23 protein-coding genes are annotated in these 18,675 nt (G+C 45.9%); 10 read left to right on the forward strand and 13 right to left on the reverse strand.

Annotated features, from left to right (window positions below; all coding sequences use genetic code 11):
• Nucleotides 1–111: 111 nt before the first annotated feature.
• From ACPUC8_RS05570 to ACPUC8_RS05585, 4 genes are all read right to left on the reverse strand, one after another.
• Nucleotides 112–759, reverse strand: coding sequence for an anti-sigma factor (locus tag ACPUC8_RS05570; protein WP_494925718.1), 648 nt, complete (start codon nucleotides 757–759; stop codon nucleotides 112–114).
• Nucleotides 756–1,310 (reverse strand): RNA polymerase sigma factor, encoded by a 555-nt coding sequence (locus tag ACPUC8_RS05575; protein WP_058973566.1) that lies wholly within the window; start codon nucleotides 1,308–1,310, stop codon nucleotides 756–758. The genes ACPUC8_RS05570 and ACPUC8_RS05575 overlap by 4 nt, the downstream gene beginning before the upstream one ends.
• Before the next feature lie 43 nt (nucleotides 1,311–1,353).
• Complete coding sequence (locus ACPUC8_RS05580; RefSeq protein ID WP_039332818.1) at nucleotides 1,354–1,914, reverse strand: fasciclin domain-containing protein; 561 nt, start codon at nucleotides 1,912–1,914, stop codon at nucleotides 1,354–1,356.
• A 138-nt stretch (nucleotides 1,915–2,052) separates the two neighbouring features.
• On the reverse strand, nucleotides 2,053–2,277 hold the full coding sequence (locus ACPUC8_RS05585) for a hypothetical protein (protein WP_039332815.1): 225 nt from the start codon (nucleotides 2,275–2,277) through the stop codon (nucleotides 2,053–2,055).
• A 294-nt stretch (nucleotides 2,278–2,571) separates the two neighbouring features.
• Between ACPUC8_RS05585 and ACPUC8_RS05590 the strand changes: the two genes are divergently transcribed.
• The gene (locus ACPUC8_RS05590) at nucleotides 2,572–3,042 is read left to right on the forward strand and encodes a hypothetical protein (protein ID WP_494925719.1); all 471 of its coding nucleotides are present in this window, start codon (nucleotides 2,572–2,574) and stop codon (nucleotides 3,040–3,042) included.
• 19 nt (nucleotides 3,043–3,061) lie between these two features.
• Here the strand turns inward: ACPUC8_RS05590 and ACPUC8_RS05595 are convergent, their stop codons facing one another.
• From ACPUC8_RS05595 to ACPUC8_RS05615, 5 genes are all read right to left on the reverse strand, one after another.
• Nucleotides 3,062–3,328 (reverse strand): biofilm development regulator YmgB/AriR family protein, encoded by a 267-nt coding sequence (locus ACPUC8_RS05595; protein WP_494925720.1) that lies wholly within the window; start codon nucleotides 3,326–3,328, stop codon nucleotides 3,062–3,064.
• Nucleotides 3,329–3,373: 45 nt separating this feature from the next.
• Nucleotides 3,374–3,664, reverse strand: coding sequence for a hypothetical protein (locus ACPUC8_RS05600; protein WP_039332854.1), 291 nt, complete (start codon nucleotides 3,662–3,664; stop codon nucleotides 3,374–3,376).
• Nucleotides 3,665–3,815: 151 nt separating this feature from the next.
• The gene (gene ycgZ / locus ACPUC8_RS05605) at nucleotides 3,816–4,061 is read right to left on the reverse strand and encodes a regulatory protein YcgZ (RefSeq protein WP_039332809.1); all 246 of its coding nucleotides are present in this window, start codon (nucleotides 4,059–4,061) and stop codon (nucleotides 3,816–3,818) included.
• Between the two features lie 217 nt (nucleotides 4,062–4,278).
• Nucleotides 4,279–4,536: a hypothetical protein gene (locus ACPUC8_RS05610; protein WP_039332806.1), complete on the reverse strand. Its 258-nt coding sequence runs from the start codon at nucleotides 4,534–4,536 to the stop codon at nucleotides 4,279–4,281.
• Between the two features lie 294 nt (nucleotides 4,537–4,830).
• A complete protein-coding gene (locus tag ACPUC8_RS05615; RefSeq protein WP_494925721.1) occupies nucleotides 4,831–5,151 on the reverse strand; it encodes a hypothetical protein in 321 nt (106 codons plus the stop codon).
• Between the two features lie 431 nt (nucleotides 5,152–5,582).
• Between ACPUC8_RS05615 and proP the strand changes: the two genes are divergently transcribed.
• Complete coding sequence (gene proP / locus ACPUC8_RS05620) at nucleotides 5,583–7,091, forward strand: glycine betaine/L-proline transporter ProP (protein ID WP_494925722.1); 1,509 nt, start codon at nucleotides 5,583–5,585, stop codon at nucleotides 7,089–7,091.
• A 64-nt stretch (nucleotides 7,092–7,155) separates the two neighbouring features.
• On the opposite strand, the gene ACPUC8_RS05625 is transcribed toward proP, so the two are convergent.
• Nucleotides 7,156–8,043, reverse strand: a complete 888-nt coding sequence (locus ACPUC8_RS05625) for an SDR family oxidoreductase (RefSeq protein ID WP_494925723.1) — start codon at nucleotides 8,041–8,043, stop codon at nucleotides 7,156–7,158.
• Nucleotides 8,044–8,507: 464 nt separating this feature from the next.
• On the opposite strand from ACPUC8_RS05625, the gene chaB reads away from it, so the two are divergent.
• The 5 genes from chaB (at nucleotide 8,508) to ACPUC8_RS05650 (ending at nucleotide 14,984) form a co-directional block, all read left to right on the forward strand.
• Nucleotides 8,508–8,741: a putative cation transport regulator ChaB gene (gene chaB, locus ACPUC8_RS05630; RefSeq protein ID WP_039332800.1), complete on the forward strand. Its 234-nt coding sequence runs from the start codon at nucleotides 8,508–8,510 to the stop codon at nucleotides 8,739–8,741.
• Nucleotides 8,742–9,421: 680 nt separating this feature from the next.
• A complete protein-coding gene (locus ACPUC8_RS05635) occupies nucleotides 9,422–9,697 on the forward strand; it encodes a hypothetical protein (protein ID WP_494925724.1) in 276 nt (91 codons plus the stop codon).
• Between the two features lie 1,034 nt (nucleotides 9,698–10,731).
• Nucleotides 10,732–11,742, forward strand: coding sequence for a hypothetical protein (locus tag ACPUC8_RS05640; protein WP_494925725.1), 1,011 nt, complete (start codon nucleotides 10,732–10,734; stop codon nucleotides 11,740–11,742).
• A 441-nt stretch (nucleotides 11,743–12,183) separates the two neighbouring features.
• Entirely contained in the window at nucleotides 12,184–14,448 is a 2,265-nt protein-coding gene (gene katE, locus ACPUC8_RS05645; RefSeq protein WP_494925726.1) for a catalase HPII, read from the forward strand.
• Between the two features lie 143 nt (nucleotides 14,449–14,591).
• Nucleotides 14,592–14,984: a YgiW/YdeI family stress tolerance OB fold protein gene (locus tag ACPUC8_RS05650; RefSeq protein ID WP_494925727.1), complete on the forward strand. Its 393-nt coding sequence runs from the start codon at nucleotides 14,592–14,594 to the stop codon at nucleotides 14,982–14,984.
• Between the two features lie 57 nt (nucleotides 14,985–15,041).
• Here ACPUC8_RS05650 and ACPUC8_RS05655 read toward each other — a convergent pair whose 3' ends face one another.
• Nucleotides 15,042–15,248 (reverse strand): hypothetical protein, encoded by a 207-nt coding sequence (locus tag ACPUC8_RS05655; RefSeq protein WP_494925728.1) that lies wholly within the window; start codon nucleotides 15,246–15,248, stop codon nucleotides 15,042–15,044.
• 499 nt (nucleotides 15,249–15,747) lie between these two features.
• Between ACPUC8_RS05655 and ACPUC8_RS05660 the strand changes: the two genes are divergently transcribed.
• On the forward strand, nucleotides 15,748–15,840 hold the full coding sequence (locus tag ACPUC8_RS05660; protein ID WP_494925729.1) for a hypothetical protein: 93 nt from the start codon (nucleotides 15,748–15,750) through the stop codon (nucleotides 15,838–15,840).
• Nucleotides 15,841–16,192: 352 nt separating this feature from the next.
• Here the strand turns inward: ACPUC8_RS05660 and ACPUC8_RS05665 are convergent, their stop codons facing one another.
• Nucleotides 16,193–16,426: a DNA polymerase V gene (locus ACPUC8_RS05665; RefSeq protein WP_494925849.1), complete on the reverse strand. Its 234-nt coding sequence runs from the start codon at nucleotides 16,424–16,426 to the stop codon at nucleotides 16,193–16,195.
• A 201-nt stretch (nucleotides 16,427–16,627) separates the two neighbouring features.
• Here ACPUC8_RS05665 and ACPUC8_RS05670 point away from each other — a divergent pair, with 201 nt between their 5' ends.
• Together ACPUC8_RS05670 and alaE are read left to right on the forward strand one after the other, a co-directional pair.
• The gene (locus ACPUC8_RS05670; RefSeq protein WP_283228206.1) at nucleotides 16,628–16,798 is read left to right on the forward strand and encodes a hypothetical protein; all 171 of its coding nucleotides are present in this window, start codon (nucleotides 16,628–16,630) and stop codon (nucleotides 16,796–16,798) included.
• Nucleotides 16,799–17,032: 234 nt separating this feature from the next.
• Nucleotides 17,033–17,494, forward strand: coding sequence for an L-alanine exporter AlaE (gene alaE / locus ACPUC8_RS05675; protein WP_494925730.1), 462 nt, complete (start codon nucleotides 17,033–17,035; stop codon nucleotides 17,492–17,494).
• 888 nt (nucleotides 17,495–18,382) lie between these two features.
• Here alaE and ACPUC8_RS05680 read toward each other — a convergent pair.
• Nucleotides 18,383–18,556, reverse strand: coding sequence for a YnfU family zinc-binding protein (locus ACPUC8_RS05680; RefSeq protein WP_494925731.1), 174 nt, complete (start codon nucleotides 18,554–18,556; stop codon nucleotides 18,383–18,385).
• Between the last annotated feature and the right edge of the window lie 119 nt (nucleotides 18,557–18,675).

Consider the following 18,675-nt stretch of genomic DNA (forward strand, 5'->3'; position numbering starts at 1 on the left):
TACGACCACACAAATTCAACGGCGGACTGTCGCCGGCTGAAAAAGAGAGGCAAACGCAGAAAAACCTCTGGCGGTGTCCGAAATGATTAGACCACTACATCGCTGATATCCTTACAACACCCCACTGAACAGCACTGGCCCCGTGGGTTGCCCGGTGGGAGAGCCGCCTTGCGGTTCAAGGCTGATGGCAATCGCGGTACCTGCTGGCAACGTCCTGTTATTGGTCTCAACCTGCGTGGGTGCATTGGCTGCCAGTAACCCCAGCGAAACAGGCTGTTTACCCGCAGGAATAAGCCATAACTGCAAACTGTTGGCGGAGGTAACAGCCACCGCTTTCAGGGGGGTTAACTTCAGATGGCGAAGATCGCTGCTACGACTGACCACCCATTGCCCATGTTGTTGCGCATCGCCAAGCACCACCAGCGGGGCAAACTCTTCAGGACGTTGGCTGTAATTTGAGAACAGTGTGAAGGCCGCCAGTCCCGCTGCGACTAACCAACCTAAATAGGGATTGAGCCGTCTCGCCCCTTTTTGCTGAGGCAGGTCCAGCACAATTTTTTTCCAGACGCGCGCGGGCGGGATTTCTGGCCGCAAATGGCTGTCTAGACCTGCCAGCATCGTCTGCCAGCTTGCGACACAGGCCGCCAGCTCAGGCTCCTCACGCAGGCGTTTTTCGAAGCGCAGTCGGGCATTGCCGCGTAACGTCCCCAACACATATTCTGATGCCAGCGCATCATCCCGCTGTTGATGAGTATTCATAGGCCCACGCACTCCCGAAGATGCTCCATTGCTCGACGAATCCAACTTTTTACTGATCCGACGGGCTGCTGCAGCCATGCTGCGATATCGCTGTGAGACATCCCTTGATAATAAGCCAGCGTGACACTTTGCCGTTGCTCACTGCTGAGATGCTGCAAGCAGTGCCGTAACCGTGCAGCTTGTGCGTCCTCAATCTGCGCTTCTGACTCACTGCCCTCTTCCGCGAAATGCTGGTCATCATACTCTTGTGACTCTCTTGCCTCGCGTGCTTGCCCGCTACGTAGCCAGTCGATGCAGCGATTACGCACGATCTGTGTCATCCACGTCACAGGCGCGCTAAGCGTCGCGTCATAGGTACCGGCACGATTCCACACGGTGAGGAAGCAGTCGTGCAGCACCTCTTCCGCCCAGGCACGCTGGCGTAATGTGCGTAACGCGATGGCAAAGAGGTGGGGCGAGGTCAGTCGATACAATTGTTCAAATGCGCGGCGATCGCCTTGCGCAATCGCCCGCATTAATTTCACCTGCTGTTCTGCCAAATCCTTATCCATGTTTTTCCCGGAAGACGATGAAAGCTATTCCGAGTATAGACAATTACTTAGGCATCAGGACGGTATCGATCACATCAATGACACCGTTTTTCTGGTTCACATCATAGGTGCTGATATTGGCCATATTGCCTTGTGCATCTTTGAGCTGAATGTTGTGCGGGCCATTATTCATAATCCACAGCGGTTGGCCGTTCACCGTTTTCAGTTCGGCATGTCCGCCACCCTGCTTGATTTTCATCTCCAGCGCTTTCATATCGTATTTACCGGCGACGACGTGATAAGTGAGGATGCTGGTGAGCTTGGCTTTATTCTCGGGTTTGAGAAGATTATCAACCGTACCGGCAGGCAGCTTAGCGAAAGCCGCATTGGTAGGTGCAAACACGGTAAATGGACCTTTACCTTCCAGTGTCTCTACCAAACCTGCCGCCTTCACTGCCGCCACTAAGGTGGTGTGATCTTTCGAGTTGAGGGCATTTTCAATGATGTTTTTCTGCGGGAACATGGCGGCGCCACCCACCATGACAGAACCGGAATCCATCGCGGCAAAAGCAGTAGCGGTAAACAGAGCGCCAGAAACCAGGGTGATTGCTAATAGCTTTTTCATCATAAATCCTCGTTGTAGGGAGCGAAGAATTTGCTCACATCGGGATATACGTATGAAGGAGGTGAATTGGATGCAGTCTGGAGAAAATATTTTTAAAAAAACAGAGACGGCCTGTAGAGGCCGTCCTGATAGTAGCGATCAGATGGTTTCGTCAGGCTCGAGCGCATCCTGAATCGCATCGGCGAGATTGGCGATCTCATTCGCGACGGCTTGCAAATCCCATGAAGCTTTAGAGCCGCTCGCGGAAGTGGAAGCACTCACCGACTCTTTTGCCACGGCTAACGCCGCCGCAACGGCAATCGTACGTTTGTGCTGTTCCGGCGTCATGCCCATTGGGGCGGGTGCAAAATAATCATTTACCATTTCATCTCTCCGTTTACAGCGTTCAGTTAAGTTCGATCCTGCGTGCATTATCAGGATTATAACGGAGAGTGCGAACATTAATTCGCAATTGGCCTCTGACAGACCCTTTCAGACCCTTTATTTTCCGTGCCGTTCACCCCATTCGATAGCGGTGGCAATGCCCCATTTTTCCAGTGCCAAGCAACAACGTAAAATCGCCTGTACCACTCGCGTTGGTCCACTGTTGTGAACATTTCGCGTGAAAGCGATAGGTACCATTGAAAAAAAAGAGTACTGATGACATTTTGAGTCTCGTTGACCTCATTGGATCCTTTCACCATTTTTTGGAGAGTTATAAAAAACCTCATATTTAACGCTTCGCTTATAAACCAATTTTTTTATTATTTTAATAGCAATTCACTTATCAGAGCGAATACTGCGGAAGGAAAATATTTTTATAAGCGAAGCCATACACCGCTTATAAACACCAACGAATTTAATTTAAAATGCGATGACATCAAAAACAGGTGTCGACTCTCCAAGGAATATGCCAAACTGGATGTGCATACATATTTTGGAGGTCAAGTGGGGCATGATGAACGAATTACGCAAGAAATGCTTGCTCTGTTAGGCGAAACGGTGAGGCAGTTTATTAGAGAGGGAATTCCCTTCGAGCTTCACGCACTTTCTCAAGCAATGCATAAATTGAAGGAACGTGAAATCGATGACGACGTAAAAGTGAGATATGCAGGCATAATACGTCTACTATCTGAGTTAATGCATTAGCACCTCATTCGAAATATATTCACGCATCGTCCGGGGTGTAGCCCACGACAATGCCGAGCGTTTTGCGCAAAATTTCCATTTCGGCTTCATCATTAGTGGATTCAAGCGCAGAGATCAAACTAAGAATAATCGACTTATTGCTAACGTGCCCTTCAGTAGCCAGTAGACGGGGAATGATCATACTCAGAACGGCTGCCTCATCGCTAAGCACCGCACCGTTCTCACGAAAATGCATGGCAAGCTCTTCATCGGGTATAGCTGAGAGAGTGTCTTGAGGCTTTTGCATTATCCTGTCCTGTTATCGATTAATGTCCGGCTTACCTGAGTCAGTTCAGTGCTTACGTTGATTCCCACCCCCGTAGCTTTCAGGAAAGAGATAAACAACGCTATCCTCGTCATTGTTTTTGCGCTTAACTCCCTGATTAACGGCAATACACTCATTCACTTCTTTGATCGCGAGCGCAATGTGCTGCCGGCGGGTCTCTTGTTCAGCCTGTTCTTGCATAACCTTGAGCTGATTAATCAGTGCGATATTGCTAATCGGTCCAGCCTTGATGAGCAACGCCAGCGTAGCTTCGCCTATGATTTCATCAATTATTTTCTGTAAATCACTTCTGTTCATACTCGTCTCTGATTGCTGCATGTCTTTCAGGAAATGTGCGTCAATTTGAAGGTTCGCGAAGGACCATAATGAAATCTATCATTCACGAGTTGTACAAATCCAATGCGACATCAGTAAGACAAAAGCTGTACAACCTGGACAAATACTGCTCTTAGCTCTCACGATCAAACAGTAGACCAATCAACTGGTGATAGTGGCGCTCTTCTTCCGCGTTGCCAGAAAGCTCCATGCGGCGCAGGAGTTTGGTGCAAAGCGATTTCCGGTTAAGGTTGCGGCCTTCCCGCAGAATTTCAACAACAATTTGACCCAAAGTCTCTTGTTGAGACGGTAACGACGCTCTTGAAAAGTACTGGGCAATCGCTTCCGAGGAGTTTGGCGTGTATCCATTCTGACGCATAGTATGACTCCCAAATGGACGTTGAGTTATGCCGCCCGGTTAGTTGTACAGTTTTAGTAAAGTTGTACAAGAATATAAAACCACCGCATCTTTTTTTGTTGCAAAAAGTGCTATTTCTACCCTCTGCACCTGATAAACATGAATTTAAAATCGCCAGTAGTGACATACGCCAAATCACGTTTTAAGTGCATTTTAAATATTACTTTTTATCCAAATCTTATGTTGCCATCCGAATGGCAAACTCACTCGAATGAAGTCCTCGCAAGGGATCGAGTGGAGGTTGATCAGTAGATGATGGCTGGCGGTAATCCTGTAGCCACGCCATTGCATGGATGATTGTGGTCTGGCGAAGTCCTGACTCCTCTTCCGAGGCCATGCTTTTCAACTCTCTGTACAACTGTGCAACGTCGACTTTTTCCTGACGTAGCAGAATCCGATATGCCGCTTCACCAATAATTTTTTCTATGCTTTCCATTTTGATATCTCCTGAAGATATGGGCTTACGCTTTGTCCTCAGGTTTTATTCTAGCGCATTCAATCTCATGGTAAAACATATCTTACCAGAGCATATTTAGGACTTTTAATGATGTTAATCAGATCCCGTCACAATTTAATTTGGATGACTACGTTTATTACCTGGACAATTCCGATGAATTTTATGAAGGGTATGTTGACACCATTCCCTCCTTCTTGGGAACGGCACCCAATTTCATTAGTTTTTAAAACATGAAGTACATTATGACTAGCAATTTGTATCAGCTGATTCTAATTAATACGCATTGCCTTTGAAGTGTTTCCTGCAGTAGACAGCAGTTTGAATACGACTCTTGATGCGGAACTTTGCATGCTTAATTACCGCCATCCACATCGGATGGACTGTGTTTCTGTTGAACTTTTCAAGTGAATTGAGCAACTCAGTCCATTTGATTGCCTGCTGTGTTTTGTCTTTATCCAAGGTTTCTTTCATTTGTTGAATAGTTGCATCAACCTGCAATTTTACTTCAGTAAGGCTCATTCCCGATTGGTGAAAAGCAGCAAGTTTTCTCAACTTAACCGCAACGATTTCAACATCTGACTCCAGTTTGCTCAAACACACCTCAACAAATATTAATTTTGAATTATAGTTATAGTTGTTTTTTTAAAATGAAAGCCAAAGCCTGGAATAACTGCCTGTCAGGAAACTGGTGGACTTATTAAATGGTCTGACGACATTGCAGATCGCTAGCCACCAGAGACTTATTTCCCTGTGGCAAGTTATACACAAATTTCCGCCTCCACCAACAGACGCTGAATTTTCAGGCAGCCATCATCCCTCTCTGCTCCCCCCTTTTCCAACTTAATCTTTAAGAACTCAAAGTCTATCAAGTAATCAAGGCGCTCAACTGACCTAACCCGGCAGATTGTAAATTTATGTCTATGATGTAGGTGGTTCAATGATTCATGTTTCGAATGTCATGAAGTCGAACCGTTTAGTTTATAACCAGGTACTTGTAGTAATTCATTGATTTTAAGGGAAGGGAAATGCTTAGTATCAGAAGAAAAAAAGTAAAACCGATGCGTCTTAAGGACGTGACAATCATAGATGATGGCCGTCTGAAAAAAGCGATTACCGCTGCCGCCTTGGGTAATGCTATGGAATGGTTTGATTTCGGCGTCTACGGCTATGTCGCTGCTGTTTTGGGGAAAGTCTTTTTCCCTGATGCCTCACCGGGTATTCAGATCATTGCGGCTCTGGGGACGTTTTCTGTTCCGTTCATCATCCGACCGCTGGGTGGTATGTTTTTTGGCGTGCTGGGTGATAAATACGGCCGACAGAAAATTCTGGCTATTACGATCATACTGATGACTTTCAGCACTTTCAGCATCGGACTGATACCTTCCTATGCCTCCATTGGCTTCTGGGCGCCTGTTCTGCTGCTGATTGCAAAAATGGTCCAGGGATTTTCAGTCGGAGGGGAATACACCGGTGCTTCAATCTTTGTCGCAGAATATTCCCCCGACCGTAAGCGTGGTTTTTTAGGAAGCTGGCTTGATTTCGGCTCACTGGTGGGATTTGTCTGTGGAGCGGGTGTCGTTGTGCTGCTTACCACCATACTCGGACAGGAAAAGTTTAATGACTGGGGCTGGCGTATCCCCTTCTTTATGGCATTACCACTGGGGCTGATTGGACTTTATCTGCGCCATGCGCTTGAAGAAACGCCAGCATTTCAGAAGCACGTCGATTCACTTGAACAGGGTTCTAAACAGGGTCTGAGCGAGGGGCCTTCAGTTCCGTTCAAGGAAGTTGCCCGAAAGCACTGGCGTAATCTTATATCCTGCATTGGTATCGTGATCACCACCAATGTCGCTTACTACATGCTGTTAACTTACGTACCAAGCTATCTGACACACAACTTGCATTACTCTGAAGACCGTGGCGTGTTGATCATTGTCGTTATCATGCTGGCCATGCTGTTTGTACAGCCCATCATGGGATTGCTGAGTGATAAGTTTGGACGGCGTCCATTTATCATTATTGGCAGTGTGGCCATGGTCATTTTGTCCATTCCATCATTCATGTTGATCACCCATCACAGTGTTGTTGCGCTCTTTTTTGGCCTGTTTATTCAGGCTGTGATACTGAACTGTCTCATTGGTGTGATGGCTGCAACACTGCCGGCATTGTTCCCGACAGAGGTACGTTACAGTGCACTGGCCAGTACCTATAACATTTCGATTCTGGTTGCGGGCGTCACGCCTACTCTGACTGCGTGGTTGGTTGAAGAAACCGGTAACCTTTATATGCCTGCGTGGTATCTGATGGTTGTAGGAGCAATCGGGGTTGTCACCGGCTTCACTTTAAGAGAGACAGCGAATAAACCTCTTTATGGCGATACCCCTGCGGCCTCATCACTCGAAGAGGCTAAAGAGTTACTACAGGAACATCACGATGGTATTGAGCAACGCATCGAAGACATAGATGAAAGAATTGAGGAACTGAAGAAAAAACGCCGCAATTTAGTTGATCAGCATCCTGAAATCACCCAGTAACTTGTGCCCGCCATCTGAGGATGGCGGGGTTTGCCGTGGATGAGGATTAAGTATGTCTTCAGGTTCAGAGGGTGCCCGTCCCACCGTCGGAGCACCAGACCTGACCAGAAGTAAATGGCGTTTCATCTGATGCCAGTAAGACATACAGAGGCGCAATCTCAACAGGCTGTCCGGGACGGCCTAGCGGGGCTTTTTCGCCAAACTGAGTGAGTTTTTCCTGAGGCTGACCACCAGAAGGCTGTAACGGTGTCCAGTAAGGACCGGGGGCCACGGCATTAACACGAATACCTTCAGGGCCCAACTGTTTAGCGAGGGATTTAGTAAAGGCTGCTATACAGGCTTTCGTCTGGGCGTAGTCCAGAAGAATGTCACTGGGATCATAGGCCTGCACTGATGAGGTGTTGATAATACTGGCCCCTTTTGACAGATGTCTTAACGCCGCTTTGGTAATCCAGAACAGGGCATAAACATTGGTTTTGAAAGTTGCGTCAAAAGCCTCTGTCGTCAGGTCACGAATGGATGAGCAGTATTGCTGTCGGCCCGCGTTATTCACCAGAACATCCAGTCCCCCAAGTTCGGCGACCGCCCTTTCAACCAGCTCAGTGCAAAATTCTTCACTCCTGATATCACCGGGTAAGGCAATGGCTTTTCTGCCTTCTTTCTGGATCAATTCGATGACTTCCTGTGCATCACTTTCCTCTTCAGGAAGATATCCTATGGCAACATCGGCTCCCTCTCTGGCAAAGGCTATCGCTGCGGCCCGACCGATACCTGAATCACCACCCGTTATAAGTGCCTTTTTACCTGAAAGCCTACCATGACCGGTGTAACTGGTTTCACCATGATCCGGCACAGGGTTCATCTGGGATGCCAGACCAGGAGAAGATTGTGGCTGCTTTTTAAAGGGAGGAACCGGGAAGTCTGTAAGATTATTAACCGCTTCGTTTGTCATCAAAAACCTCTTTAATATGAGTATTAATCAATTAGCCAATATTAAGGCTAGTAAATTTTTACAATAATGAAAGGGCCACTTCTTGATGACACAGCCACTTAATGACATCGCCTCGCCTGGCTTAAATCTGATAATTCCAGTGACAGTCAAGGCACTATTTACGCTTCGTTTAGTATTAATTACCTCCCTCTCGAGTTGAGTAGTTAATTATCGAGTAGGCTCAGTCCCTTGAACATGTACTCTGCTCACCTCGGAATATTTTCATAAATGAACCAGATTGTTACCATCCTGCAATGCATTATCTATCTTGAATGATTAACAGAGAAGTTTTTCCCATTGAGCAATCGCATCGACAACACGAAGCAACACCATTAACCATATGAATTCAATAGATTTTAAACCTTACGTTGCTAATATTCAAATTTGAACCATGATATAAATTGAAATCAAAAAGAGGATTGCTCATGCCTTATCAAACTCGTAATGAATTACCTGATAGCGTGAAGAATGTTCTTCCTGCACATGCACAGGATATTTATCTTGCCGCATTCAACAGTGCGTGGGATGAGTATAAAGAGAAAAAAGACCGCAAGGATAACAGCTCGCATGAAGAAGTTTCACACAAAGTTGCCTGGTCAGCCGTTAAACAGAAGTATGAGAAGGGAAATGATGATAAATGGCATAAAAAGGCAACCTGATGAAACTCATGTCTTTTTTACATTTCCTCTATTCAGAGTGATTACTGTTCTAAAAATATTAGGTAGAGAAGAAATTAAAACTTTGGCTCTTTTCACTGTGAGATAATTTAGTCAATAAAACAGTTTCAATTAAAAGCCTTGATCTTACACCAGTATATTGAAGCCAAATCATGAAAGGCAATTTGCAAAAATCTCAGGATCCAAGATTGCGGTGCACTGCTTTTGTTACAGTCCAGCAGCGTCTCCTGACAGATTCTGTCACAGTGCCCCGTACTATTCAGCCGTAACCCACAAGGAGAAAAACCATGTTTACAGCTGATATGACCATCCTTTGAATGCTAAACGACATTTTATGTTTTATATCAGTCAGATAAGTTAAAACCACACCGAAAAATCCTTTCAATAGCTACGCATACTTATCATTACTATCAAACAGTTATCCATTTTTTAGGATTGCGTGTTCGGACAATTTTCGGACGCCAAAATGGGCCATTCAGCCTTGCGATAGATGAGCGTTTGACTTACTGAGCATGGAAAAGTCATTAAAGTTAACGCAGCCTGAATTACCCTTTGCCCGGTCGATGCATACCTCCGGCACTCCTCACCCAACGAGTAGGATTAGACGCGTTTCATTCAGATCACTTCCAGACTAATCGTCTCCACTTACCCAGGATAGAATCATGCTAAAAATCACTTTCTTCGCAGTTTCACTGCTGGTAGGTAGTCATGATGGTTTTGATGACAAAGCACGGTCCCCTGACACAACGGATTATGCCGCCCGATCATCTTATACCGAGGGGTATGAAAAATTCATATTCGCAGTACCTGATAACAACATCAGTGCTGGAGAAGCCAGAACTCGCCAGCTTGATACAGGAAGACATCATCCGACGCTTAGAGAGTTGAAACAGGGACACTGTAAGCAGAACAAAGAAAATGGTACCAGTCATAGCTGAAATGACGATGCGGTGCGAAAGGACTTCGTATCCTCAGTGAGAAACCATACCTGTCATTATCAAACTGCACCTCATTGAAGGAAGGCAATTCGATGCACATGGATGAATGCCCCAGTGGATGACATTCATCTTAAGCAGGAAGTCTGGCGGTTAGTTTACAGAGGATGTTCTGTGGATGGCATCGCTTGAATTCAGGCAGAATACGCATTCTGAAAGATGCCATGAGTGATGTTGCGCCATAACGTACTGAGATGCCTGAGTGGCAGAGGTAAATGACCCTAAAAACAGTCGTTTTTCTCTGGCAGGTAATCTTATACACTGGCTACGATGAAGCGTACAACGTCCGTCGTGTTCCGGTGCGCTTATCGTATAGAATTCGTAATTTAGTGTCGGCATGACTTTCCCTCTTACATATCTTATTCAAGAATCAAACCTTGCGGGAACCAACACAGACTCTGTTTTAGAGTGGCCCAGTAAGGATAGCAATATTTGTAATATCCAAAATAATTTTAGAAGAATATCTAAATTTAGTGAGAATTCTTTATGCGTTTTTTCTGAAATGAGAGGTAAATCTTTATCTGCATGTTGTTCAACTCGAAGAGTTAAGATTTTGCATCTGATACACATGGTAAATAATCACCTTGAGTATCCAAAGGATAAGTTCCATATCATCACTTTTGCGCTTGGCTTATTTTCCTCCTATAGGGGATATGGTAATCATTCATAGCCAAAGTATGTTCATACCAACAATTACGTTCGATGAGTAATATCCAACTTTCCTGACTGAGATTAAATGGAAACTATGGCAAGAGTAATTGACACTAAAGTTCTTTCTCAGCGCAGGGTAAATCACTCTGCCTCTTGCATTTCATAAATATTCATCTACCTAATCCAGCCCTTCTATGACGGCTCGCTTACTCCATCAGAATAAACATGGGTGCGCATTTGGTGCATTTTAATTTAATGACTACGCTAAACAATAACGGCTGGGTTTTATTTCATTTTATTAACAAGAGATTCTTGGGAGAACAGTCATGGCTGAACCCTGGATTAATGATGGTGTTGTTGTAACAGAAGCCGCTGGCGGATTTCCGCTAAAACGAATTTCATGGAGCGCTGTAATTGCTGGTGTAATCGCTGCGCTAATTATTCATCTTTTGCTGGGTATTTTAGGTACTGCGATAGGTGCATCTGTTATTGATCCTCAAAAGGAATCTAATCCCCTCGATCATATCGGAACTGGTGCGCTCATTTGGACCGGCGTCAGTATGCTTCTCGCCATAATTGCCGGGGGTTACGTTGCGGGCCGGCTTGCTCAGCGTGAAGGAGCCCTTCATGGTTTGCTGATGTTTGGCGTCAGTACGCTCATAACGCTATGGCTGGCGTTTTCACTGGCAAGCGGTGTAATCGGAGGAGCATTTTCTATTCTGGGTGCGGGCGCAAGTGCGGTTGGTAGCGGAGTTTCGGCAGTAGCGCCTTCCATTGGCAACATCGCTAAGGAAAAGCTTCAGGAAAACAATATAAACCTCGATCAGTTACAAAACGAATTACAAACCACTCTCCGTCAGACTGGTAAACCTGAACTGCAACCTGAGAAGCTCCAGCAGGACGTGAGTAAAGAGGCTAACGGTGCAGAGGATCAGGCTAAGGAAACAGCTCAGAATCCTCAGAACGCTGACAACGATATCGTAAACTGGATACAGGGTGTCATTAATCGCCATTCAGATACGCTTCAGGCAGCTGACCGTGAGGCACTAAAAAACGTTATTAAAGCCCGTACGGGTAAGAGCGATCAGGAAGCCGAGCAGATTGTTAACCAGACGGCTGACAGCTATCAGAAAGCCGTTGCTCAGTTTCAGCAACTGAAGCAGCAGGCTGAGCAAAAAGCTCGCGAAGCAGCTGAAAAAGCTGCCGCTGTTACTGCCAAGGCAAGCTGGTTCACTTTCTTTATTTTAATCATCGAAGCTCTGCTGGCTGCTGTTTTTGGTCGCATTGGCAGACGTACACAACCTCATACTGTTTTAACAAATGAAAGGCATCATTGATTTTAATTTCTTAGGAATATCAACTTTGATAAATCGTTCCCACCATTGACAGTAAATGTTGTCTGGTGGGAACGCTGTGTTTTTGTGATTCTGTTCCCTTTGATTTTGATAAAGATAGGAGCACAAAAAATAAGCGGATCGTAAAATTTCTGTTCTTCTTCAACAGCACTTACCATCAAAGGGCTTAAAAATAATGATTTTCTTCATAACATTATTTTCAATAACCCACCCTCTCATTTGATTCATTAATTTTCCCAGACCCTTCAGCCTTACGGCTACGCTTAAATAAAGATCTAATACACCACCTTTTCTGATTGACAACCAACACACACATGAAAATAAGCAAAGCGGGAACAACAGAGTATCCCTAAAATATTTCACCACTCCCTTTTTGACCTATATTTCATAGGGTGAATTGATAACTCTAATGGGATAATGGCAATGTCGAATGAAACATCAAAAAAAGCTTTAGAGCAACGTGCTCCATTAAAGGGGCCTGAGTCCTCACAACCGGGAATGGGTTCCCTTGCACCTGGAGATGGTTCACATCAGCCGCCGTCCGAACCTACTCCGCCTGGAAAGCAGCCCACATCGCCAGGCAGCCTTAAAGCACCTGAGACGCAGAACGCCAAACTTGAGCAGCTTGAGGCGCACCGTAAAAATGGCACGGACCAGAGTCTGACGACAAATCAGGGAACGCGGATCGCCAATGACCAGAACTCATTACGTGCTGGCGCACGTGGTCCTACCCTGCTTGAAGACTTCATCATGCGGGAAAAAATTACGCATTTTGATCATGAGCGCATCCCCGAACGCATCGTTCATGCGCGAGGTTCAGCAGCGCACGGATATTTTCAGCCTTACCGCTCATTAAAGGAGCTGACTAAGGCACATTTCCTGTCCGATACCGATCAGGTAACGCCTGTATTTGTTCGTTTTTCTACTGTGCAGGGCGGCGCGGGATCGGCTGATACGGTGCGAGACATCCGCGGATTTGCCACAAAGTTCTATACCGATGAGGGTGTTTTTGATTTAGTCGGAAACAACACGCCGGTGTTCTTTATTCAGGATGCGCTTAAATTCCCTGATTTTGTTCACGCCGTTAAGCCCGAGCCGCACAATGAAATCCCCCAGGGTCAGAGTGCGCATGACACTTTCTGGGACTATGTTTCGCTGCAGCCAGAAACACTACACAACGTTATCTGGGCGATGTCCGACCGTGGGATCCCCCGCAGCTATCGGACTATGGAAGGTTTTGGTATTCATACCTTCCGTCTCATCAATGCAGAGGGCAAAGCTACCTTTGTGCGCTTTCACTGGAAGCCAGTTGCGGGTAAAGCCTCCTTGCTTTGGGATGAATCACAGAAGCTGACCGGACGTGACCCGGATTTTCATCGTCGGGACCTGTGGGAAGCGATAGAAGCCGGCGATTTTCCTGAATATGAATTAGGTCTACAGCTCATCCCTGAGGAGGATGAGTTCAAATTTGACTTTGATATTCTGGATGCAACCAAACTCATCCCGGAAGAGCTGGTACCGGTGGAGATCGTGGGAAAAATGGTACTGAACCGCAATCCGGACAATTTCTTCGCTGAGACAGAACAGGTAGCCTTCCATCCAGGACACATTGTTCCCGGGCTGGATTTTACCAACGATCCATTACTGCAGGGCCGACTCTTCTCTTATACCGATACGCAGATCAGTCGTCTGGGCGGTCCGAATTTTCATGAGATCCCCATCAATCGTCCGGTTTGTCCATACCACAACTTCCAGCGTCAGGGCATGCATCGCCAGGACATTGATACTAATCCAGCGAATTATGAGCCTAACTCGATCAACGATAACTGGCCACGAGAAACGCCCCCTGCAGCTGAGGGAGGTGGATTTGACAGCTATCAGGAACGCATTGAAGGGCATAAGGTGCGCGAGCGGAGCCCTTCGTTTGGTGAATATTACTCTCAGCCACGGTTATTCTGGTTAAGCCAGACACCTGTCGAGCAGGAGCATATTATCGGTGCCTACTCATTTGAGTTAAGCAAAGTTGCACGCCCGTATATTCGTGAGCGCGTTATCGATCATTTACTGAATATAGACATCGCTCTGGCACAGGGTGTAGCCGAAAACCTGGGGATTTCGTTAACCGACGAGCAGTTGAATACCACACCAGCACCTGCTGTAAATGGTCTGGATAAAGACCTTAGCCTCAGCCTCTACGCAAAACCTGATGGCGAGATAAAAGGTCGCCAGGTTGCTTTGCTTATCAGTGATGGGGTCAAGTCTGCTGATGTGCTCGCAGTATTACAGGGGCTCAAGGCTGTAGGTGTACATACAAAATTACTGGCTTCACACATGGGGCAAGTCCGCGCTGATGACGGTTCCGTTTTACCTGTTGATGCGACCTTTGCCGGGCTCCCTTCTCTGACGTTTGATGCTGTGTTTGTGCCTGACGGCAATATTGATGCGTTGCTGCTGAGTGGTGACAGCCGATACTTCCTGCTTGAAGCGTACAAGCACCTGAAAGTGATTGGTCTCAGTGGTGAAGCCAGACGTTTCAAAACGCAGTTTGCGCTGAAAGACGATGAAGCTGAAGAAGGGATCGTTGATGGAGACCAGTCAGATGGTGCGGTGCTCAGTGCATTTATTGATGCAATGAAAGAACACCGTATCTGGTCACGCAGTCATAAAGCCCTCTCTGTGCCTGCCTGACTGTTTAAAAGTTACATCCAGTTATGTCCGATGGATGTGACTTTGCTGCATTTGATGTCAGAGCATCGGGCTCTGTCGATTCGGTGAATTCTTTTTATCGTGTGCCAGACTTATAGCTGAGTTATTCATAAAGGGAGAATGATATGAACAAAGCCTCATGGTTCGCAGTTATGCTGATGCTGAGTTTCGGCGCATATGCCGAACAAGGTGGGTTCGAACAGGGGAAAACCCCTCCTCCGCAGCAAAAAGAGGATGCAGGTTACAAAGGATCAGAAGACACAGCCGAGACGCCGGTCTCACTTATTAAAGATTTCCGTCAGGGGGGATACGTCACACTTGAAGGATACATCGTTAAAAAGGTGGGTAGCGACACGTACCAGTTCCGCGACAGCTCAGGGACAGTCATCATTGATGCGCCAGCTTCCACCTTCAAAGGGAAGACTTACAGTGCTGAAGATAAGGTGCGTGTCAGCGGTAAAGTATTCGGCAAAGGAGAGAGTGCACACCTGAAGGTTTCGCGGATAGATGAACCTTGAATCGCAACAACATTACCTCTGCCAGTCACAATGGCGGGGGTAATCCCCTTCAGAAATCTAACCTGGTATCAGCTCCTCGCCCTTTCTTAACAGCTTTGCCGCGTCTAATGCAAAGGCCTTGACCTGTATGTCCTTTGACGAAGCAGCAATCCTCTCAAGCTCATAGAGTATGTTCTTCTTGTTTATTGCCACGCCTCTCGCGGTCAGTTCAATTACAGCCGTTCCAATGGCACAGCCAATCATTCCTGCTCTGTGTTCTCTCATCGCTTTCCCGCCCGTGGTGAGCGTCAGTTTGAATTAAAAATAAAAATAGAACGAAAATCCGAACTTTCAAGATAACCTAACGTTATAACTTATATGGAGATTATCCCATGTAACGAATTTTGCCCGCCTTGTGCGGTTTTTTTTTTAACTGTTGAGCGTCCGGTATCAGGCTATTCGAGTCATTTAACCTAATGCCGTTATGTAAAGGCAAAGCTAATCTATATCCTTCCACGGCTCCGCTTTTGGTTGATACAGACCTGCACTATGCTTTATGAGCAAATGATCGGGTGTTAGGGACAGGAACAGTAATGCGAAGCGCTGAGTTAGTTAGGTCATGATGACTGCACCCTATCACTGCAAGTATTTGTGACAACGTCACTCGGCTGACCGATCTGACAGCTGGCTTTATTCCACCAACGTGGTGGTAAGACTCTGTTTGCTGGTCAATGACTGCAAACCCTTCTGCACCATAACAGCACGCACTGAATACAGGTGACTTATGGATGTTTCACCAAGATTTGTCGTTGTACTGAACATTGTTGCAGTTGTCGTTTTGGTTATTGGTTTATCTGAGTATCTGAACTGGTTCTGAAATCCTAAACCTGCGGTCGATCAGCAATCTGGTCATGTAAACAATTCAGTGAAGAATGCACGCGGGTTGCCATTGATTCAAATGCTTGTCATAAGACATGCAGGAGACTGAATATGCGATACCTGATCATACCTGCAGTCACCACTGTCTTGGTTCTGGTGATTGTGTTTCTGGCCCAGACCCATTGGGGACCCACGCCCTGGTGATACTGATCAGCAGGGCGGGCAAATAAAAAAAATATCGGATTGTCAGCACTCTCCACATGAACTGGACTCAAGGCCGGTTCATGTGTTTTTTTTCAACCTCACCGAAGTTAAGTTGAACTCCCCCCGTTTCACTAAATGCCATCCACTTAACCATTGGGATTGAATACCTGAAAAACCCTTTCTTCACCCTCCTCCGGTGAGATGTCCCTGAAGGTCGTCGTGTGCATCTCAATCCACTTGTTAGCGGCACGTAGTGTGTAGTGCCAGTTCAGGCGTTCAAGTTCCTTCACAAAGTCAGTGGTGCTGATGGTATAGCGGCCAACGGCATCACGGTTTATCGCCTGCCTGAAGGCGATCAGAATTTCATAATCACGGGGCATGGTAATCACTTAATTTGCCTTAACTGTATTTATATACAGTATCGACACTTGACCGCTCATATCAACATGATTCATTAAGCAACTCACGAACACATTGGTAGCAAAAGGGATTTAGTTTTGCCGCCTCGCTTTCATAAGCAGGTAGACATGACCAGGCTTAATGGGCAACGCTGGGTTGCCTGATCTTAAGAAAGGAAGTTTATGAAGAGCTTTTTAGGTGGGATGTTTATTGTCGCCAGTCTGATGACGCTGGCTGGTTGTCAGGAGCCAGGACCTGCTGTGGGTCCCGATGGTCGTCCTCATGCACCAAGTGAGCAATCCGTACCGGGTGGCCCACAGGGTCAGGGGCCCGTCGGTCAACCTCAGTCCTGATTTTTTAAGCCCGGTGTCATATCGGGCTGGAGTGACCCCGTTCCCGTGGCGATTCACTCATTACTGGTCAGTTATGTCCGTTATGTGACCGGTAAGAGAAATGGCTCAGATTAAATTGCACCTGAAGTCAAAATTCTGGCGCTTCTTCAAAAAGATGTATTCAATAAAACATACATAATTAAACTTTCTTAAAATTTCCCCCTATCCTCTCGATGCCAAAACAGGAAATGCCTTTTGTCTAAACCTCAGGAGCCGAGCAAACGCCTTACTGCTTTTGTTGCAGATACAACTGCACTGATTTTGTTTTTCACTACAACCGGCATTATCAATGAACGATGGGTCGCTGGGATGGCGTGGGATCAGGTACTGCATGCACGTTTAATTGGTGCAATTCTTATGGTGCCGGTTGCTCGTCCTTACGGTCTGTGGCGAGACTGGCTGATGAAACGCGCAGGAACAAGCCGGGTCTCGAAGCTCTTGTGGGACAGTGCTGCTCTGGTCAGTTTTCAGGTCCCAATTTATGCCGCCATTATAGCTTTTAGTGGCGCATCCGGCAGTGGATTAGCGCGCGGCACACTCGGTGCCACATTGATGATGCTGTTTCTCGGGCGGCCGTATGGGGCCTTTCTAAATGGGGTGCGGAGATTGTTTGGGTTGCCGCCGGGAGGGGAGCGGCCGATGTCGTTGGGAGACTAAGGGCTATGACTGCTTAGTGGCAACAGCGGAAATCGCCAGAGTGGTTATGTGAGTCAACATGGAGTACGGCGTCAAAGGAAAAAGATTTGTATAAGAGAATGTTAAATACAAAACTAAATCCTACCATTCCTGACCATCAGAGAGGCATCTCTATATATATCTGATAAGTATGGTTCCTTTTCATTTTTGCGGAATTTTTCTAATACCGAAATTGTTGCTTTCCTTGTCACTTCATGACCAGAGTTCATAAGTTTCCGTACTGCTTTATGAATGGCATCAGAAACCAGCATGCGTCTATCATCATCTGTATACATAATTGTCCCTTAAAGTGATATAACGCTAACGAACAGAAACCCCTAAAAATAAATTCATCAGACATCAGTAATTGTCAAAAATGACTTCAATCAATAAAATAACAACACTTATTCCCAACCAGATACTTCTGTCAACATTAACGAAAATCCATTCATGGAGATAATCTTCTTCATTTATCAGCAGCATATTACTTAAGATGGGGAATTGGATCTTTGCAATGTAATATACAAACAAACACATTAGACTATTTTTCACGCAACAGGATTACTCTATATAATTAATTCAGTATTCTGATGACAAGGGGGAAGCGACATCCAGAAAGTCACATCTAAGGATATCTCATACTCCGCATGTGCTTCGACAAAAAAGTGATCGCCCCCTTGGGATTGGCCACCATAGAGCCAGCCGCCCTGAACTTCCCCCGACTTAAATTGAACAACACATTCCTGTTTGAGCCCGGGAATTTGCATATTAATATCAATCCATTCAAGTATATGAGGCATTTTTTTACCTATCGGATGTTTGCTTTCTGATAAAAATATTAAGCTCATCAACTAATGAAGACTCAGTTAACTATCGTCTCTGTTCAGCTTCCAGTACGAAAAGCACTTTACAATGCGGGCAGATCATCGCCTGACCACGCCGTTGTTTTTCGAGAGATTGCACAGCATATTTTTGACAAACAGGGCATTTTATTTTTGCCTCAGTGCTCAAAAAAAATTTCACTAACGGGTTTGACCATTGCATAAGTCACTTCCTGGTGTTGAGTTTTGATTCTAGCACGCCTATTTGCTATTCATTAGTCTTAATCACTCCACTTGCTCCTTTAGTCCCTCAACGCTCTATTTTCGTTGCATATATTTTTT

This window comes from Pantoea sp. CFCC18177, from assembly GCF_059412425.1.

What these genes read in the sequence shown, in the direction of transcription:
- ACPUC8_RS05575 (WP_058973566.1), bottom strand. Translation starts at nt 1,310, where the DNA reads ATGGATAAGGATTTGGCAGAACAGCAGGTGAAATTAATGCGGGCGATT.
- ACPUC8_RS05655 (WP_494925728.1), bottom strand. Translation starts at nt 15,248, where the DNA reads ATGAGAGAACACAGAGCAGGAATGATTGGCTGTGCCATTGGAACGGCT.
- ACPUC8_RS05660 (WP_494925729.1), top strand. Translation starts at nt 15,748, where the DNA reads ATGGATGTTTCACCAAGATTTGTCGTTGTACTGAACATTGTTGCAGTT.
- proP (WP_494925722.1), top strand. Translation starts at nt 5,583, where the DNA reads ATGCTTAGTATCAGAAGAAAAAAAGTAAAACCGATGCGTCTTAAGGAC.
- ACPUC8_RS05680 (WP_494925731.1), bottom strand. Translation starts at nt 18,556, where the DNA reads ATGCAATGGTCAAACCCGTTAGTGAAATTTTTTTTGAGCACTGAGGCA.
- ACPUC8_RS05595 (WP_494925720.1), bottom strand. Translation starts at nt 3,328, where the DNA reads ATGCAAAAGCCTCAAGACACTCTCTCAGCTATACCCGATGAAGAGCTT.
- ACPUC8_RS05670 (WP_283228206.1), top strand. Translation starts at nt 16,628, where the DNA reads ATGAAGAGCTTTTTAGGTGGGATGTTTATTGTCGCCAGTCTGATGACG.
- katE (WP_494925726.1), top strand. Translation starts at nt 12,184, where the DNA reads ATGTCGAATGAAACATCAAAAAAAGCTTTAGAGCAACGTGCTCCATTA.
- ACPUC8_RS05625 (WP_494925723.1), bottom strand. Translation starts at nt 8,043, where the DNA reads ATGACAAACGAAGCGGTTAATAATCTTACAGACTTCCCGGTTCCTCCC.
- ACPUC8_RS05640 (WP_494925725.1), top strand. Translation starts at nt 10,732, where the DNA reads ATGGCTGAACCCTGGATTAATGATGGTGTTGTTGTAACAGAAGCCGCT.
- ACPUC8_RS05600 (WP_039332854.1), bottom strand. Translation starts at nt 3,664, where the DNA reads ATGAACAGAAGTGATTTACAGAAAATAATTGATGAAATCATAGGCGAA.
- ycgZ (WP_039332809.1), bottom strand. Translation starts at nt 4,061, where the DNA reads ATGCGTCAGAATGGATACACGCCAAACTCCTCGGAAGCGATTGCCCAG.
- ACPUC8_RS05635 (WP_494925724.1), top strand. Translation starts at nt 9,422, where the DNA reads ATGCTAAAAATCACTTTCTTCGCAGTTTCACTGCTGGTAGGTAGTCAT.
- chaB (WP_039332800.1), top strand. Translation starts at nt 8,508, where the DNA reads ATGCCTTATCAAACTCGTAATGAATTACCTGATAGCGTGAAGAATGTT.
- ACPUC8_RS05610 (WP_039332806.1), bottom strand. Translation starts at nt 4,536, where the DNA reads ATGGAAAGCATAGAAAAAATTATTGGTGAAGCGGCATATCGGATTCTG.
- ACPUC8_RS05570 (WP_494925718.1), bottom strand. Translation starts at nt 759, where the DNA reads ATGAATACTCATCAACAGCGGGATGATGCGCTGGCATCAGAATATGTG.
- ACPUC8_RS05665 (WP_494925849.1), bottom strand. Translation starts at nt 16,426, where the DNA reads ATGCCCCGTGATTATGAAATTCTGATCGCCTTCAGGCAGGCGATAAAC.
- ACPUC8_RS05650 (WP_494925727.1), top strand. Translation starts at nt 14,592, where the DNA reads ATGAACAAAGCCTCATGGTTCGCAGTTATGCTGATGCTGAGTTTCGGC.
- ACPUC8_RS05580 (WP_039332818.1), bottom strand. Translation starts at nt 1,914, where the DNA reads ATGAAAAAGCTATTAGCAATCACCCTGGTTTCTGGCGCTCTGTTTACC.
- ACPUC8_RS05585 (WP_039332815.1), bottom strand. Translation starts at nt 2,277, where the DNA reads ATGGTAAATGATTATTTTGCACCCGCCCCAATGGGCATGACGCCGGAA.